Raw genomic sequence first — 14,509 nt, 5'->3', positions numbered from 1 at the left:
TCGGAACCTTTAGCGCCGCGCGGCCGAATCGACCGGCGGGATCCTGAGCTTGGTGGCGGAGGCATCGACGAACTTCCAGGCGTCGCGGAGTTCCGCAAGCCCCGCGATGATGCGCCGAAAGCTCTCCCTGGATTTCGGCCGGCCGTAGGCGCGCAGGCACGCCATGATCAGCGCATTGTAGGTCTGGAACAGCCGCTCCGCGACCTGGCCGCCGCGCTCGAAATTGATGTTGTGGCTGAGCCCGCGCAGGATCGCGGTCGCCCGCGTCAGATACTCGTGGCCTTGCTCGTACTGCTTGCGCTCGTGCGCCTCCTGGGCCTTGTTCAGCAGCGTGATCGCGCCGTCGAACAGCATCACGGTGGCCTTGAGTGGCGGCACCGTGACGGCTGCGCTCCGATAGGCGTTGTTGGCGCGATACGCCGTGGAATTTTGTGTCATCAGTTATTCGATCCCGCGTCCAGAAGTGCTTTCAGGTAATTCAGCGTGTTGTTGGCGCTCTCGATGGCGGCCTGGTATTTCGCGTACTGCGCCTGCAGCTGCGACTTGTAGGTCGCCGCCGCGCTCTCGATGTCGTTGACCTGGCTCGTCAGATCGTTGTCGCGCGTCTGCAGGTTGGTGATCAGCGTCTGCAGCGATCCGCTGCTCGCCGAGCTGGTCTTGGCGATCTGATAGAGCTGGGTGGCGAGCCCCGAGGTCGACGTCACCGTGATCGACTGCGAGGTCGAGCCGCTATAGGTGAAGGCCATGCCAGCATAGATGGTGCCGGAATTGCCGACTATGCTGTTGCCGATCACCGTGAACATGGAGCTGTCGCCGCCGACGGTCGCCGAGGTCAGCGTGCCGCTCGAATCCACCGCCAGGTCCAGCGTGAAGGATTGCGGCGAGGTACCGGTGTTGACAACGGCAAGCTGGCTCGACGAGGTCGTGGTCGTCGCCGCCAGCAGCTTGGTCACGCCGCTCAGATTGGTGGTCAGCACCGTGGACAGCGTGCCGGTGTCGAGTTCCAGCTCGTTCTTCTCGTTGAAGGACAGGCCGAGGTCGCTCATCGTCATCTCGTTGACCGAGGTGCCGAGCACCGCCTGCAGCCGGGTCATGATGTCGCGCATCGTGCTGTCGCCGAACAGCACCGCGGTCGATGCCGCCGTACCGTCCGAGGCGGTGGCTTGCTGGGCGACCACTGCGTCGCGAAATGCGTTGTAATTGGTGACGAAGGTCTCCAGCGCCGTCTCGATCTGGCTGGTGTCGGTGCCGATCGAGATGTTCACCGTGGCGCCGTCGGGCGTCGCCTGCAGCAGGTTGAAGGTGACGCCGGTCAGCACGTCCGAAATGTCGTTGGTGTCGCGCGTCAGCGCGATGCCGTCGAGCGTGAACTCCGCCGATTGTGCCGTCTGCAGCACGTCGGTGAAGGCGCCCGAACTGTCGGTGACGCCGAGCTTGTTGAGGATGTCGTCCCCGGAGGTGCTCGAATAGCTGATGTCGGCTGCGTCAGCCGTCCCGGTCAGCACCATTTCATAGGAGCCGGAGGACACCTGGACGATCGAGGCCTGGACATTGGTGGTCGAGGTCTGCGCATTGATGGCATCGACGATATCCTGCATCGACATCGTGCTGGTGACGGTGATGTCGGAGGCCGTGCCGCCGGACAGGCCGAGCGAGAACGTGCCGGAATAGCCGAGCTCGTCGGTCGTACTGGACTGCGAGGTGCCGATCACCTTCTGCGCAGTGGCGATCTGGCTGATCGTCAGTGTGTGGTCGCCGGTCGCTGCGCCATTGTTGACGGTCATCGAGAGCGCCGAGGAGGCGCTGACGTCGCCGGTCGAACTGATCGTCGCAGAACGCGTCGCGAAGACGTTGGTGGCGAGCGAGTTGATGATGGACGTGCTGAGCGACTGCAGGCCGGATGCCAGCGTGCTGAGGTTGGTCTGCAGGCCCTGATAGGCCGTGATCTTGGCCTCGTTGGCGGTGATCGTGGTCGAGATCGTGGTGGCCTGCGCCAGCTTGGCCTGGACCTGGGCCTCGATCAGGGCGTCCCAGTCGACGCTGGTCGAATTGGTCGTTCCGGTCGTCGTCACCGTGCTGGCGGAACTCGACGACGTCGTGCTGCTGCTGGTCGTGCTCGAGGTGGCGCTGCTTACCGTCATGTCAACACGTCCGCACAGGGAAGATCGGGCCGGCGCTCAGGCCGGCCCGATCGTTGGTCTATTAGCCGAGCAGCTTGAGCAGATACTGCGGCATCTGGTTCGCCGCGGTTTCCGCCGACACCGCGGCCTGGGTCTTCACTTCGGCCGAGGACAGCGTCGCCTGCTCGGCGGCGATATCGACGTCCTTGATCGCCGAATTGGCCGACTGCAGGTTCTGGGTCTGGGTCGAGATCGAGTCGGCCGAGAAGTTGAAGCGCGATTCCTGCGCACCGATGTCGGCGCGGGCGGCGGAGACGGAGTCGATCGCGGTGTCGAGCGCGGTCAGCGCCGAGGTCGCACCCGACTGGGTGCTGACGTCGAGCGAGGTGACGCCGAGCGAGGACGCGGTCAGGCTGGTCAGCGTGATCGTGATGGTGTCGGAAGCAGACGAGCCGACCAGCACGGAGACGCCGGACGAGAAGGTGCTCGAGCCGTCGAGCAGGCTCGAGCCGCTGTAGCGGGTGCCGGTCGCGATCGAATCGATTTCGCTCGTCAGCTGCGAGAATTCCGAGTTGATGTAGGCGCGGCTGGAGTCGGTCACGGTGCCCGAGGAGGACTCGGAGGCCAGCGACTTCATGCGGGCCAGGATGTCGGAGATGTTGGAAGCGCCGCCGTCGGCGGTCTGCAGGATCGAGGTCGCCTGCGAGGCGTTGGTCGCGGCCTGCTGCAGCGTCGTGATGTCCGAGGAAATGCGGGTCGAGATCGCGAGACCTGCCGCGTCGTCGGACGCCGAGGTGATGCGCGAGCCGCTCGACAGTTTCGACAGCGCGCTGGTTTCCTGCTGCGAGTTGATGTTGAGGTAGCGCACCGCCGAGTTGGCAGCAGTGTTGGTGGAAATTGCGGGCATGCTTTAGGTGCTCCTGATGCTGATGGGCATGACATGCCGCATCGTTGAAGAGATCGTGACGCGGATCAGCCCCCGTCCACCCGATCAAACGGAATGGCGGTCAACGATCAGGCGCGGAAAATTTCGGATGCGGGATTTTATGGTTAGCAATCGGTAAACGCGGTGCGCAGGTCGCGCTCGTGCCGGCGCAGCATCTCGCGCAGCTGCTGCCGTCCCCGCTTCAACAGCGACTCCACGGCGGCAACCGTGGTGTCCATGACCTCGGCGATCTCGCCGTTGCTCATGTTCTCATGATACGACAGGATCACCGCGACGCGCTGCTGCTCCGGCAGCTTCTGCATCGCGACTTCCAGCAGCGTGCCGATCTCGTTGCGCTCGATCACTTCCGCCGCGTCGAGCTGGGTGTCGGCGACTTCGGGCACCGCGTCGACATTCTCGGTGCGCGGCTTGCGGCGCAAGTCGATGCAGCGGTTGCTGACGACGCGATAGAGCCAGGTCGAGAATTTGGCGCGGCCGTGCTGCCAGCGGCCGCGATGCGTCCACACCTTCAGCATGGTGTCCTGCACCACGTCTTCCGCATCCGCGGCGTTGCCGACGATGCGCAGCGCAATGGCGTAGGCGCGATCGACATGACGCTCGACCAACAGACGGAACGCGGTCTCGTCGCCGCCGGCGAGACGATCGAGCAGATCCTTGTCCTCGTCCTGCACTCCGACGGTGTCGAGGGGTGCTGCGTCGGTCACAACGGGAACGTCACCCCATGACACCGCCTCGATCGGCACGGCCTCGATCGAAGTGGCTTGGGCCTTGGCGATCTCGACTTCGGCGGGTGCCCTGACTTCAAGCGCGTAGCTCATCCCCGACTCTCCAACCAGCGCCGCTGACACAGATTCCATGCGGCCTTCTGATCGTTGAACGGAGCAGGCAAGCATTCCAGGCGCAGAAAATTTGTTATTTTTCAAATAGTTAGCTGGAGTTTTTTGCCGACCGGGCGGCAAATCCTGCCGATCCCCGCAAGCCGGGGGGAGCCAGAGTATCGGATCCGAGCATTCAGTCAGCATGCCTTAAAGTCCCGCGGCAGAGTTGGTCGCGCCGGAAAACGCTGTTGTCACACGTACTAACGCCACGGAACGGGTGCATGCGTGGTGCATGCGGATGATCGGTCAGCGTGTGGTCGCGATCTTGCTTGGGCGAGAAAGCGACCCGGCAATTTTTTCCGAATCATCGATTCGACGTTATCGATTTTTTTGAATCTGTCAGTCGCCAAGCGTGCGTTTTTGAATCACGCGGCAACTTTTTTCCGGTGACGCGCCTGAATTGCCGCACACACGCGTTCAACGCACGACAACAAGCGGGACTTTCGAGAATGAGGACGATGACGAACGACGCATCCCGTCGCGCGCGAAATGTTTCCGCATGTTCATTCGATGTTTTCGATACATTTCTGCTGCGCGCCTGCACGACGCCAGATGGCGTATTTGAAAGGGTTTTTCAGCTCTCGGGCATTTCCCGAAAATTTCCAAACATGTCCGTCAGTTTCGTTCAGCATCGAATCCAGGCGGAAGCACGCGCGCGCAAGCTCGCCAGGGAGCGCAGCGGTTCGACTGAAGTGGATATCGCCGAGGTCTATAAGTTTTTTCCTTTCAAGCTGTTCGGCCTGACACGCGATGACCTCGGGAGGCTTGCTGACACCGAGCTGAATGCCGAGATCGAATTGTGTCGCGTCAATCCGGAAATGATCCGGCAATATCTGGACACGAAACGCGCCGGCTATCGTGTCGGATTCATCTCCGACACCTACTGGAATTCCGGCCAGTTGGCGCGGTTGCTGCGCGCCTGCGCCCCTGAAATCTCCTGGGACTTCCTGTACGCCTCCTGCGACCACGGCAGCAGCAAGAGCGAGGCGCTGTTCGAACGCTACATCGCCGAACAGGATGTGGACGCAGCGAGCTCGATCCATATCGGCGACAACGACGCCGCCGACGTCAGGGGCGCGCGCCGCTACGGCCTCCGTGCGCGCTACTATCCGCAGGCGAGCGCCGCGCTGGCCTCCAAGCTGCAGCGCGAGACCTCCGTGTTCGAGCTGCTCTGCCCGCATCGGCCGTCGCGCCTCGATCACGGCGCGCGCACGCTGCGGCGCATGGTGGCGGCGCAGAGCGCGGAGAAATCTGCCGCATTCCAGCTCGGCCTCACCGTGCTCGGCCCGGTCATGACCGATTTCGATGCCTTCATCGAGGCGCGGCGCACGGAGCTCGTGCGCGACGGCGGCCGCGTCGCGGTCGGCTTCCTCGGACGCGACGGATTCCTGCCGCATCTGATCTGGCAGGATGCGCATGCCGGCACCGGCAGCTATATCGAGATCAACCGCCGTATCAGCCTGGTCGGCTCGGCCGACACGCTCGAGCCGCTGTGCGAGCTGTTGGGCCGCGTGGTGCGGATCGACGCGGCAACCTTTGTCGAGATCGTCAAGGTGGCGCCGCCTGATGTGATGGCGTTCTTCGCCAATTATCCGGACGGCATCGCGCCCGGCAGCGACCTCGCCGACGCCCTGCCCGACCTGATGGACCCGCGCGAGATGACCGAGATCTCCGCCGGCATCCGCGCCCGGCTGCTGGCGTATCTGCGCGCCAATATTCCCGGCTTCGACCATTGCACCGACCTGATCCTGGCCGACCTCGGCTATTCCGCCAGCGTGCAGAAGGCGCTGCGACGCATCTTCGACCGCGAAGGCCTCCGCATCCGCCTGCACGGCACCTATTTGCTGTCGCTCGACGACGCCTTCGACGACATCGCCGATGCGGACAGCGCGGCGGGGCTGATCTCCGATCTCGTCGTCACCCCGCATGTCAAGCGCATGCTGATCCGCAACATCGCGCTGCTGGAGCAGATTTGCTGCTCGGCGGAAGGCTCGGCGCGCGACTATCGCAATGGTGCGGTGCTGCGTGAAGGCGACCAGCGCCCGGCGGCACAGACCGCACTTGTTTCCGAGATCCAGGCCGGCGCGCTGGCGTTCGCGACCCGCTCACGCGAGCTCGCGCCGCATTATCGCCTGCATCCCTATCGCGATCGCGACGTTGCGGCGCTCTGGACGGCCGCCGTGCTCGGCCGCCTGCTGCTGCTACCCGATGACGATGAGGTGGCGCTGCTTGGCGGCTTCCAGCATGACGTCAACCTCGGCACGCAGGCTCTGGCGCCGCTGATCGATCGCGACTACGTCGAGAACCAGATCAACGCCCGCGGCCTGATCGCGGCTTGCAGCGCGCCGGCGCCACCGATGTGGCTCGCTGGCAGCCTGACCACCCTGTCGCCGGCGCACGCCCATTGGTACCTGCTGTTCGGCGCCAACCATCTGCCTGCCAACGTGTTCGGCGAGACGCCATGCGGCACGCTGCAGATCTGCCTGTTCGGCCGCGACGGCCGCGCCGCGCTGGAGACAATCAATGTCTACCGCACCGGGCTTGGCGACCTGCGCCTGCGCATCCCGCTGGCCCGCCGCATGGCGATCGCGACCATCGCGCTGCCGCTCGCAAAACTGACCCGCGAGGGCACGCTGCACGGCGTGGTCGTGCAATCCGGCGAGACCGCAGCCGACGCAGCCAAGAGTTCCGAGATCAGGGCGATCGCCGACGACAGGCTGGTCCATGCCGGAATGGCCCGGATCGGCCGCCATTTCCGCGCCCATGATGACGACGGCTGCCTGCTCGTCACGGTCGAGCCGACCGCCGATGAGGTCGCGATCTACACGGTCGCTCTCTCAGCATCGATCGGCTGATTGTCCGCCTGATCGCGCCGCCTCGCACGTTCAAGCTTGCGAGGGGCATTGGCATGACATCACGCGACACGACTTCCGATCATCTCGACCATCTGCTGCAGTCCAGCGGCGTGACACTGAGCGCGTCACAGCGCCGCCGGCTGGACTGGCTGGTCGATCGGCTCGGCCCCGCCATCATTCATCGGGGCAGCACGCTCGGCACCAAGCATCGCGGCGTCGTGATCGTGGTCGAGCCGCTGAGCGGCGCCGGCGCGGAGTTGCTGGTCCGCTCGCTGCATACCGATAGTGCCGTCGTGATTCCCTTTGGCGAGAACCCGGCGTTCGACTTCCTGAAGTCCAAGCTGACCGACTTCGGCACGATCGGCCCGAGCCTCGATGGCCCGCATGAGCTGTGGTGGGGCGGCCACAAATGGCGCGCGCTCGGCACCGGCGAGCACTTCCGCACGGACCTGCCGCTGCGCGTGGTGTCGTGCTACGCGAGCGCGCTGGGCGCTGATCATGCACAAAAGCTTGCGGACGCGCTGACCGGGTTTGGGATTGCCTTCACCATCGAGGCGATCGACGCCACCGGCGATGCCCTCAGCGCCGCTGACAAGGCCGACTTCATGCAGCGCATGTGGCGGCAGCATCCCGAACCACTGCTGCTCATCGACGCCGATGCGGTGCTGACCGAGCCGCCGCTGCTGCCGGCGAACCTCGATTGCGATGTCGCGGTTCACAAGTGGAACCGCTGGGAGATGTCGGCGCGCACGCTCTATGTCGGCCGCACCGCCGCCGCCGCGACCCTGCTGCGGAACTGGCATCACATCGCGCAGGCCTATCCGTCCGTCTGGGACGGCTATCTGATCGACCAGGCCTGGAGCCTGACGTCGTCGCAGCTGGCGCTGGAGACCGTGTGGCTGCCGCGCTCCTATCACGCGCCGAGCGAGGATCTCGGCACGCCGCGCCACACCACCATCGTGCATAACCTGTCCGGCACTGCCGATCTCGGTCCCGACCTGGACTTCGGGGTCGCGATGCGCGGCTCGCGCCGCGCCAGCCGCAGCGGCGGCCGCGACGCCATGATCGTGGTCAAATCGGATGCGCCGTCGGCCGGCGCCGTCACGGTGATCATGCGAGACGTCGCCAATAGCGACGCCCGCGAGATCGCTGACAGCATCGAAGCGGTCACCGGCGCCTTCGCCAGCGACTCCGGCGGCTTCGGCCAGCTCGAGCTGTCGCTGTGTCCCTGGCAGGACGATATCCGCGCGGCCAAGGCGGCGGCGACATCAGCCAACAATCGCATTCTCGAGATCGCGCCCTGGCAGACCCTGCCACGCGACCTGTTCCGTGCCTTTGCCCAATCCAAAGCCGCCGGCAGCGTGGTCGTCATGACCGGTCGCGGCTGACGCCATCGCAAGAGAAGGAGCCTTACCTCATGCTCAAGACCATCATCCTTCTCACCGGCGTCGCCGATCAGCAATTTGCGCTGACCGAGCTCCTCAAGGCACACAATCCGGCGCTGTCGTTCCGCTGCGCGGTGACGCTGGACGAGCTGCTCGCGATCGAGCCCGAGGTGCTGCGCGACGCGCGGCTGCTCGCCTTCACCACCAGCGTGATCGTGCCCGGCAACATCCTCGCCGCGCTCGGCCACGGCGCCTACAATTTCCATCCCGGCCCGCCGCAATATCCCGGCTGGGCGCCGGCGCATTTCGCGCTCTATGACGGCGTCCGCAGCTTTGGCGCGACCGCGCATGTGATGGCTGCGAGCGTCGACTCCGGACCGATCGTCGGCGTCGAGACCTTCATCATCCCCGACAAGATCAGCGTGCGCGGGCTGGAGCAGATCGCCTATGTGCGGCTGGCGCATCTGTTCTGGCGGATGTCGCGCGAGCTCGCCTGCGATCCGACGCCGCTCGACGTGCTGCCGATCTCTTGGAGCGGCATCAAGAGCACGCGGCGCATGTATCGTCAGATGTGCGAGATGCCATCAGGCATCACGGCCGCCGAGATGCAGCGCCGGATCCGCGCCTTCCACGATGATTTCCGCGACATCCCGCTCAGCATCGATCTGCACGGCGTCCGCTTCCAGCTCGCCACGACAGCGCCGCGCCAGGCAGACGCGCCGCAAGTCGTCTCGCCGCCGCTGGCGGCGGCATCCTAGTTTACTTGATCGGAGGCCGCGGCAGCACGGCCTTGCCGGCCTCCATCACATAGACGTAGTCGAGCGAATACCAGGGCGCGGTCACGTCGGCCGCGTTTGGATGCGGCTCGGTGTGGCGCACGAAGTCGCCGATCAGCGCGCGCGTGACGCCGAACTGTACGTCATCCTCGATATGGGGATCGTTGGGATCGTAGACCTGCGAGATGAGGACCTTGAAGCCCTCCTTGAAGATCAGCGCATGCAGATGCGCCGGACGATAGGGATGGCGGTCCTGGGCCTTCAGCAAGCGGCCCACCACGCCGTTGGTCGGAATCGGATAGCCGACCATCATCACGGAGCGGAATGAAAAGCGGCCATCACTATCGGTGGTGAATTTGCCGCGCAGGTTCATGTCGGCCTGGTCCGGGTCCTGGTTCTCGTAGAAGCCGACCGGCGAGGCGTGCCAGACGTCGACCTCGGCGCCGACGACGGGCCGCCCTGCCCGGTCGATGACGCGGGCGTTGACGAACAGCGCCGGCCCCGGCGTGTCGGAGCGGACGATGGAGCCGCCATTCTCGACGCGGGGCGAATTCAGTCGCCAGAACGGGCCGAGCAGCGACTGCGAGGTCTCGGTGTTGCCGCCGTCGCCATTGTTCAACAGGCAGACCAGCGGCGAGACGCCGAGCGAGCCGGCCATCAGGACAGTCTCGTTATGGGTGTCGTTGGAGAGCTGGCCCATTTCGTTCAGGATCGCCGCCGCGGTCCGGAATTCCTCCTCGGTGAGGCGGACGTCGCGCACGAAGCCGTGGAGATGCGTGACCAGCGAGATCATGATTTCGCGGAGGCGCGGATCGGTCGTCCGCTGCATGACGGCGAGGACGGCGGGCGTGACGTCTTCCTGGCGTGCAATGATCATCCGCAAGTCCTTCCCTGGTGTCGGCTTGGAACAGCCTATACACCATCAGACCAGCGGATGGGACACGATCACGGCAGATTGTCGCGCAGGAAGATGTCGATGCGGATGCGCTCCTGATCGGAGCTGATCGGCTCTTCCATGCAATGCGCCAGCAGCACCCGCGCCGCGGAACGCGCCTCGTGGCCGGGGTCCTGGTTGATGATGGCATCGAGCGTGCCGCGCACCAGGAAACGCCGCGTGTGCTGGGTCAGTTCATGGGTGATCCAGACCACGTCGCGGGCGCGGCCGGAGGCCTCCAGCGCCTCCGCGATGCCGCGATTGCCTGCGCCGCAGCAATAGATGCCGCGCAGGTCCGCGTGCCGCTCGAGCAGCGCCGCGGTGAGTTTTCGCGTGCGCTCGCTGTCGTCGCGGCCCTCGATCGCCGGCAACGCCGTGAGATCAGGATATTCGCTGGTGAGGATCTGGTGGAAGCCGAACTGCCGCTCGGTGTGATCGCGCAGCGACAACGATCCCGCGATCACCGCGACCCTACCCTCGCGCCCGCTCAGGAAACGCCCCATCAGGGTCGCGGCGGTGCGGCCCGCGGCGGGATTGTCGATGCCGACATAGTGCAGCCGGCGCGAGCTTGGCGCATCCGACACCAGCGTTACCACGGCGACGCCGCGCGCGGCGAGCTCGTCGATCGCCGCGCGGACGCGTGGATGATCGAGCGCGATCACGGCGACGCCCTGATAGGCCGGCGACAGATTCTCCAGCGCGCCGGCGAGCACGTCCGGATCGAACACGTCGACATGGAGGATGTCGATGAAGCCGCGCTGGCCGGCCAGCCAGTCCGCGGTGCGCGCGACCTGCTCGGTCAGGTTGGTCATAAAGCTGTTGCTGCCGGTCGGCAGCACGAAGGCGAAGCGAAAGCTCTGCCCGCGCGCCAGCCGCGCCGCTGCGACATCGGCACGATAGCCGAGCTTTGCCACCGCAGCCTCGACCCGCGCGACCGTCTTGGCGCGGACGCCCTCGCGGCGATTGACGACGCGGTCGACGGTGGCGAGCGACACGCCAGCCGCGCGCGCGACGTCTTCGAGCGTGGCCCGCGCCACCGGCTGGATCGTCCCCATACTCATTCGCGGGCCGCCCACAGCATGCCACGGGTCATCAAGGTTCGGATCTCCGGCACGTCGAGCTCATAGGCGCGGTGGCCGAGCGAGGAATAGAACACCCTGCCCGCGCCGTATCGCTTCTTCCAGACCACCGGCATCACGACGCCGTCGATCCAGGACGCGTGCTCGCCGGTGAAGGTCGTGGTCGCCAGCACTTCGATGGCGGGGTCGACATGCATGTAATACTGCTCGGAGCGATGCTCGAAACTCTTCAAACCCTTCATGATGGGGTCATCCGGTTTGGTCACGTCGACCTTGTAGTCGATGATGTTGCCGGGATGCGCAACCCACTGCCCGCCACACAGGAACTGGTAGTCCACGGAATCGCGGAACGCATCGCACATGCCGCCATGGTGGCCGGCGAGCCCGACGCCGCTGCGCACCGCGGCGCAGAGATTGAGCGCCTCCGCCTTCTCGATCTTCGCCATGGTGTAGATCGGGATGATCAGCGAGAGATCATGGATCGCGGGATCGCCGAAGGCCGCCGTCGTGGTCTCGATCCGGACCTCAAAGCCTTCCGCCTTGAGCCAACCGCGGATCATCGAGGCGCACAGGTCCGGATCGTGTCCCGGCCAGCCGCCCCAGACTATCAATGCCTTGCGCATGGTCATTCCCTCAGTCGATCTGTCCGGTTTCACATCCGGCCGGCAACATCGCCGGCCGCTCGACGCGGCTCTCGATCTTGACGCGGCGGCCTTCGTCGGCGGAGGTCTGGAACGCTTCCATCACCTCCAGCACGTGGAAAGCAAGCGCGCCGCTGGCGCGATGCGGCCGGTCGTTCAGGATGGCAGAAGCCATATCGGCGACGCCGATCGAGCGGAATTCGCCGTCGACATGGCCGTGCGTCAGCGGCACCGCTTCCCACTCGCCGCCGGTTTTCGCCACCTGCACCTCGCCGCCGAAGCGGTTGGGGTCCGGCACCAGCATGCTGCCCTTATCGCCGTAGATCTCGATCGGCGCGTGCTTGTGTTTGGGCACGTCGAAGCTCATCGCGATCGAGACGACGGCACCGCTTTCGAACTCCAGCGTGCCCGAGACGTGGGTATCGACCTCAACCGGGATCAGCGCCCCATTCATCGGCTGGCTGGTGACGACGCGTTCGGATCGCGGCCGCGCGGTCGAGCCCATCACACTGGCGACCGGGCCGAGCAGTTGCACGAGATCGGTGATGTAATACGGCCCCATGTCGAGCATCGGCCCGCCGCCGCGTAGATAATAGAAGCCCGGCGCCGGATGCCAGCGCTCATGACCGGGGCAGCCGAAAAAGGCACTGCCGGCCACCGGCGTGCCGATCGCGCCGTCGTCGATCAGCTTGCGCGCAGTCTGGTGGCCGCCGCCGAGGAACGTGTCCGGCGCGCTGCCGACCCGCAAATTCTTCTGGGCGGCGAGGTCCATCACCTTGCGCGCTTCCGCGACATTGATGCCGAGCGGCTTTTCGGAATGAACGTGCTTGCCGGCATTCAGCACCGCGAGGCTGACATCGGTGTGGGCGAGCGGCACCGTGAGGTTGATGACGATCTCGACGTCATCGCGCTTGAGCAACTGGTCGACCCGCATCGCCGGCAGGCCGAACTCCGCGCCCTGCCGCTCCGCGTTATCGCTGCGCATGTCCGCGAGCGCCTTGACCTCCATGACAGGGAAGCGCTGCGCCGCCTTCAGGTAGGCGGTGCTGATCACACCGCAGCCGATGATTCCGATGCCGACTTTTCTCATTGTTATCTCCGTGAAGTCTCGCTCATCCCTTGACCGCGCCCGCGGTGAGGCCGGCGACGATGTGCTTCTGCGCCAGCAGGAACAAAATGATCGTCGGCAGGATGGTGAGTGTGATGAAGGCCAGGATCAGGTGCCATTCGGACGAGTATTCGCCCTGATAGACCATGATACCGAGCGGCCATGGATAGAGCGCATCGGTGTTCAGCATCACCAGCGGCAGCAGATAGGCGTTCCAGCTGTTGACGAAGGTGATGGTGCCGACGGTCGCCAGGATCGGTCGCGACAGCGGCAGCGTCACGTAGCGGAAGAACTTGATGTAGCTGCAGCCGTCGACCAGCGCGGCTTCCAGCAGCTCATAGGGAATGTCCTTGAAGAAGCGGCGCAGCAGCAGCACGCTCATGGCGAGGCTGAAGGCGACCTGCGGCAGCGCGACGCCAAAGTATGTATCGAGCAAGCCGAGATCGCGCACCTTGATGAACAGCGGCAGCACGGCAGTTGCGGCCGGAAACAGCAGGCCGAGCGTCAGATAGCTCAGCAGCGCCGAGCTGCCGTAGAACTTGATGTGAGCGAAGGTGAACGCCGCCATCGACGCCGTGATCAGGGTCAACGTCACCGCCAAGGTCGAGATGATCAGCGAGTTGCGCAAGAGCTGCCAGTAGCGTGCCGAGAACAGGATGTCGGCATAGTTCTGCCACTCCCAGTGTTTGGGCCAGCCGAACGGATTGACGCGGAGCTCGCCGAGCGACTTGAAGCCGCCGAGCAGGGTCGCGAGCAGCGGCACCAGCACGAAGATCGCGATCAGGCCAAGGAACAGCGCCTTGAACAGCACGGCGGGATCGAACGGCGCGCGGGTGGTCTCGGCGTTACTCATCGCGCATGAACCATCGCTTGTAGGTGAAGGCAAAGGTCACGCAGATCACGAACAGGATGACGCCGATGGCGCTGCCATAGCCGACCCGCATACGTGAGATGCCGTTGTTGTAGAGGAAACTCACCATCGTGTTGGAGGAATCTGCAGGTCCCCCGCGGGTCAGCGGCATCACCAGATCGAACAGCTGCAGCGAGCCGATGATGGCGAAGAACACCGAGAGACGGATGGTCGGATAGAGCAAGGGGATCACGACGTGGCGCAGCGTCTGCGCCCGCGTCGCGCCGTCGATGCGCGCTGCCTCGATCAGGCTCTTGTCGAGGCTCTGCAGCGCTGCGATGAACAGCATCATGTGGAAGCCAAAATACTTCCAGACGATCACGATCAGCACCGCCATCATCGACGTGTCGGTCGAGGCGAGCAGATGCGGCGGCTCGGCGCCGAAGCTGCGCCAGATCGAGGCGACGAGACCGTAATCGCCGTCATAGACGAAGGAGAAGATCAGCCCGGTTGCGATCTCGGCCAGGATGTAGGGCATGAAGAACAGCATCCGCAGCGCCACCGCGCCGCGGAACTTTTCCGCCAGCATCAGCGCCAGGGTGAGCGCGAGCGGCAGCTGGATTGCGAGCGAGACCGCGATGATCAGCCCGTTGTTGCGCAGCGCCAGCCAGAACGCGCGGGTCTCCAGCACGAAGCGGTAATTGTCGAAGCCGATCCAGTTGGTCGGTTTGCCAAAACCGTTCCAGTTGAAAGCCGAGTACCAGGCGGCTTCCCCAATCGGCAGCACCACGAACAGCGTGAACAGCAGCAGCGCCGGCGGCAGGAACAGGATCAGCACGGTGAAGCGGCCGTCCCAGCTCGGGCCGCGCACCGCGAGCGAGGCAAACGATGTCTGCGTCGTGCCCATCGCCGGCGAGCTCGCGGTGTGGCGCGCCAT

At 65.0% G+C, this 14,509-nt stretch carries 13 protein-coding genes; 3 read left to right on the top strand and 10 right to left on the bottom strand.

Features of this window, described 5'->3' with window-relative positions:
* Positions 1–9 precede the first annotated feature (9 nt).
* The 4 genes from fliS to JQ604_RS21440 all read right to left on the bottom strand — a co-directional run bounded on the left by fliS (position 10) and on the right by JQ604_RS21440 (position 3,884).
* Positions 10–438, bottom strand: coding sequence for a flagellar export chaperone FliS (gene fliS, locus JQ604_RS21455; protein ID WP_212361161.1), 429 nt, complete (start codon positions 436–438; stop codon positions 10–12).
* The gene (gene fliD, locus JQ604_RS21450; RefSeq protein ID WP_212361158.1) at positions 438–2,141 is read right to left on the bottom strand and encodes a flagellar filament capping protein FliD; all 1,704 of its coding nucleotides are present in this window, start codon (positions 2,139–2,141) and stop codon (positions 438–440) included. Before fliD ends, fliS begins: the two co-directional genes overlap by 1 nt.
* Positions 2,142–2,202: 61 nt before the next feature.
* Positions 2,203–3,027, bottom strand: a complete 825-nt coding sequence (locus JQ604_RS21445) for a flagellin (RefSeq protein ID WP_212361156.1) — start codon at positions 3,025–3,027, stop codon at positions 2,203–2,205.
* Between the two features lie 143 nt (positions 3,028–3,170).
* Positions 3,171–3,884, bottom strand: a complete 714-nt coding sequence (locus tag JQ604_RS21440; protein ID WP_212361154.1) for an RNA polymerase sigma factor — start codon at positions 3,882–3,884, stop codon at positions 3,171–3,173.
* Positions 3,885–4,552: 668 nt separating this feature from the next.
* Here JQ604_RS21440 and JQ604_RS21435 point away from each other — a divergent pair.
* Genes JQ604_RS21435 through JQ604_RS21425 form a run of 3 tightly spaced genes read left to right on the top strand, consistent with a single transcriptional unit; the run spans position 4,553 to position 8,942 of the window.
* Positions 4,553–6,799, top strand: a complete 2,247-nt coding sequence (locus JQ604_RS21435) for a hypothetical protein (RefSeq protein WP_249158540.1) — start codon at positions 4,553–4,555, stop codon at positions 6,797–6,799.
* Positions 6,800–6,852: 53 nt separating this feature from the next.
* Positions 6,853–8,187: a hypothetical protein gene (locus JQ604_RS21430; RefSeq protein WP_212361149.1), complete on the top strand. Its 1,335-nt coding sequence runs from the start codon at positions 6,853–6,855 to the stop codon at positions 8,185–8,187.
* A 29-nt stretch (positions 8,188–8,216) separates the two neighbouring features.
* Positions 8,217–8,942, top strand: a complete 726-nt coding sequence (locus JQ604_RS21425) for a formyltransferase family protein (RefSeq protein ID WP_212361146.1) — start codon at positions 8,217–8,219, stop codon at positions 8,940–8,942.
* Position 8,943: 1 nt separating this feature from the next.
* Here the strand turns inward: JQ604_RS21425 and JQ604_RS21420 are convergent, their stop codons facing one another.
* From JQ604_RS21420 to JQ604_RS21395, 6 genes are all read right to left on the bottom strand, one after another.
* Positions 8,944–9,837, bottom strand: coding sequence for a dioxygenase (locus JQ604_RS21420; RefSeq protein ID WP_212361142.1), 894 nt, complete (start codon positions 9,835–9,837; stop codon positions 8,944–8,946).
* Between the two features lie 68 nt (positions 9,838–9,905).
* A complete protein-coding gene (locus tag JQ604_RS21415; protein ID WP_212361139.1) occupies positions 9,906–10,955 on the bottom strand; it encodes a LacI family DNA-binding transcriptional regulator in 1,050 nt (349 codons plus the stop codon).
* Complete coding sequence (locus JQ604_RS21410) at positions 10,952–11,596, bottom strand: ThuA domain-containing protein (RefSeq protein WP_212361134.1); 645 nt, start codon at positions 11,594–11,596, stop codon at positions 10,952–10,954. Before JQ604_RS21410 ends, JQ604_RS21415 begins: the two co-directional genes overlap by 4 nt.
* A gap of 10 nt (positions 11,597–11,606) precedes the next feature.
* On the bottom strand, positions 11,607–12,704 hold the full coding sequence (locus JQ604_RS21405) for a Gfo/Idh/MocA family protein (protein ID WP_212361131.1): 1,098 nt from the start codon (positions 12,702–12,704) through the stop codon (positions 11,607–11,609).
* A 22-nt stretch (positions 12,705–12,726) separates the two neighbouring features.
* On the bottom strand, positions 12,727–13,575 hold the full coding sequence (locus JQ604_RS21400; RefSeq protein WP_212361128.1) for a carbohydrate ABC transporter permease: 849 nt from the start codon (positions 13,573–13,575) through the stop codon (positions 12,727–12,729).
* Positions 13,568–14,509, bottom strand: coding sequence for a carbohydrate ABC transporter permease (locus JQ604_RS21395; RefSeq protein WP_212361125.1), 942 nt, complete (start codon positions 14,507–14,509; stop codon positions 13,568–13,570). The genes JQ604_RS21400 and JQ604_RS21395 overlap by 8 nt, the downstream gene beginning before the upstream one ends.

It is taken from the genome of Bradyrhizobium jicamae (genome assembly GCF_018130695.1).
Lineage (GTDB): Bacteria > Pseudomonadota > Alphaproteobacteria > Rhizobiales > Xanthobacteraceae > Bradyrhizobium > Bradyrhizobium jicamae_B.
Note: the sequence above shows the minus strand (reverse complement) of the source record. Positions and strands in the feature narration are given on the sequence as shown.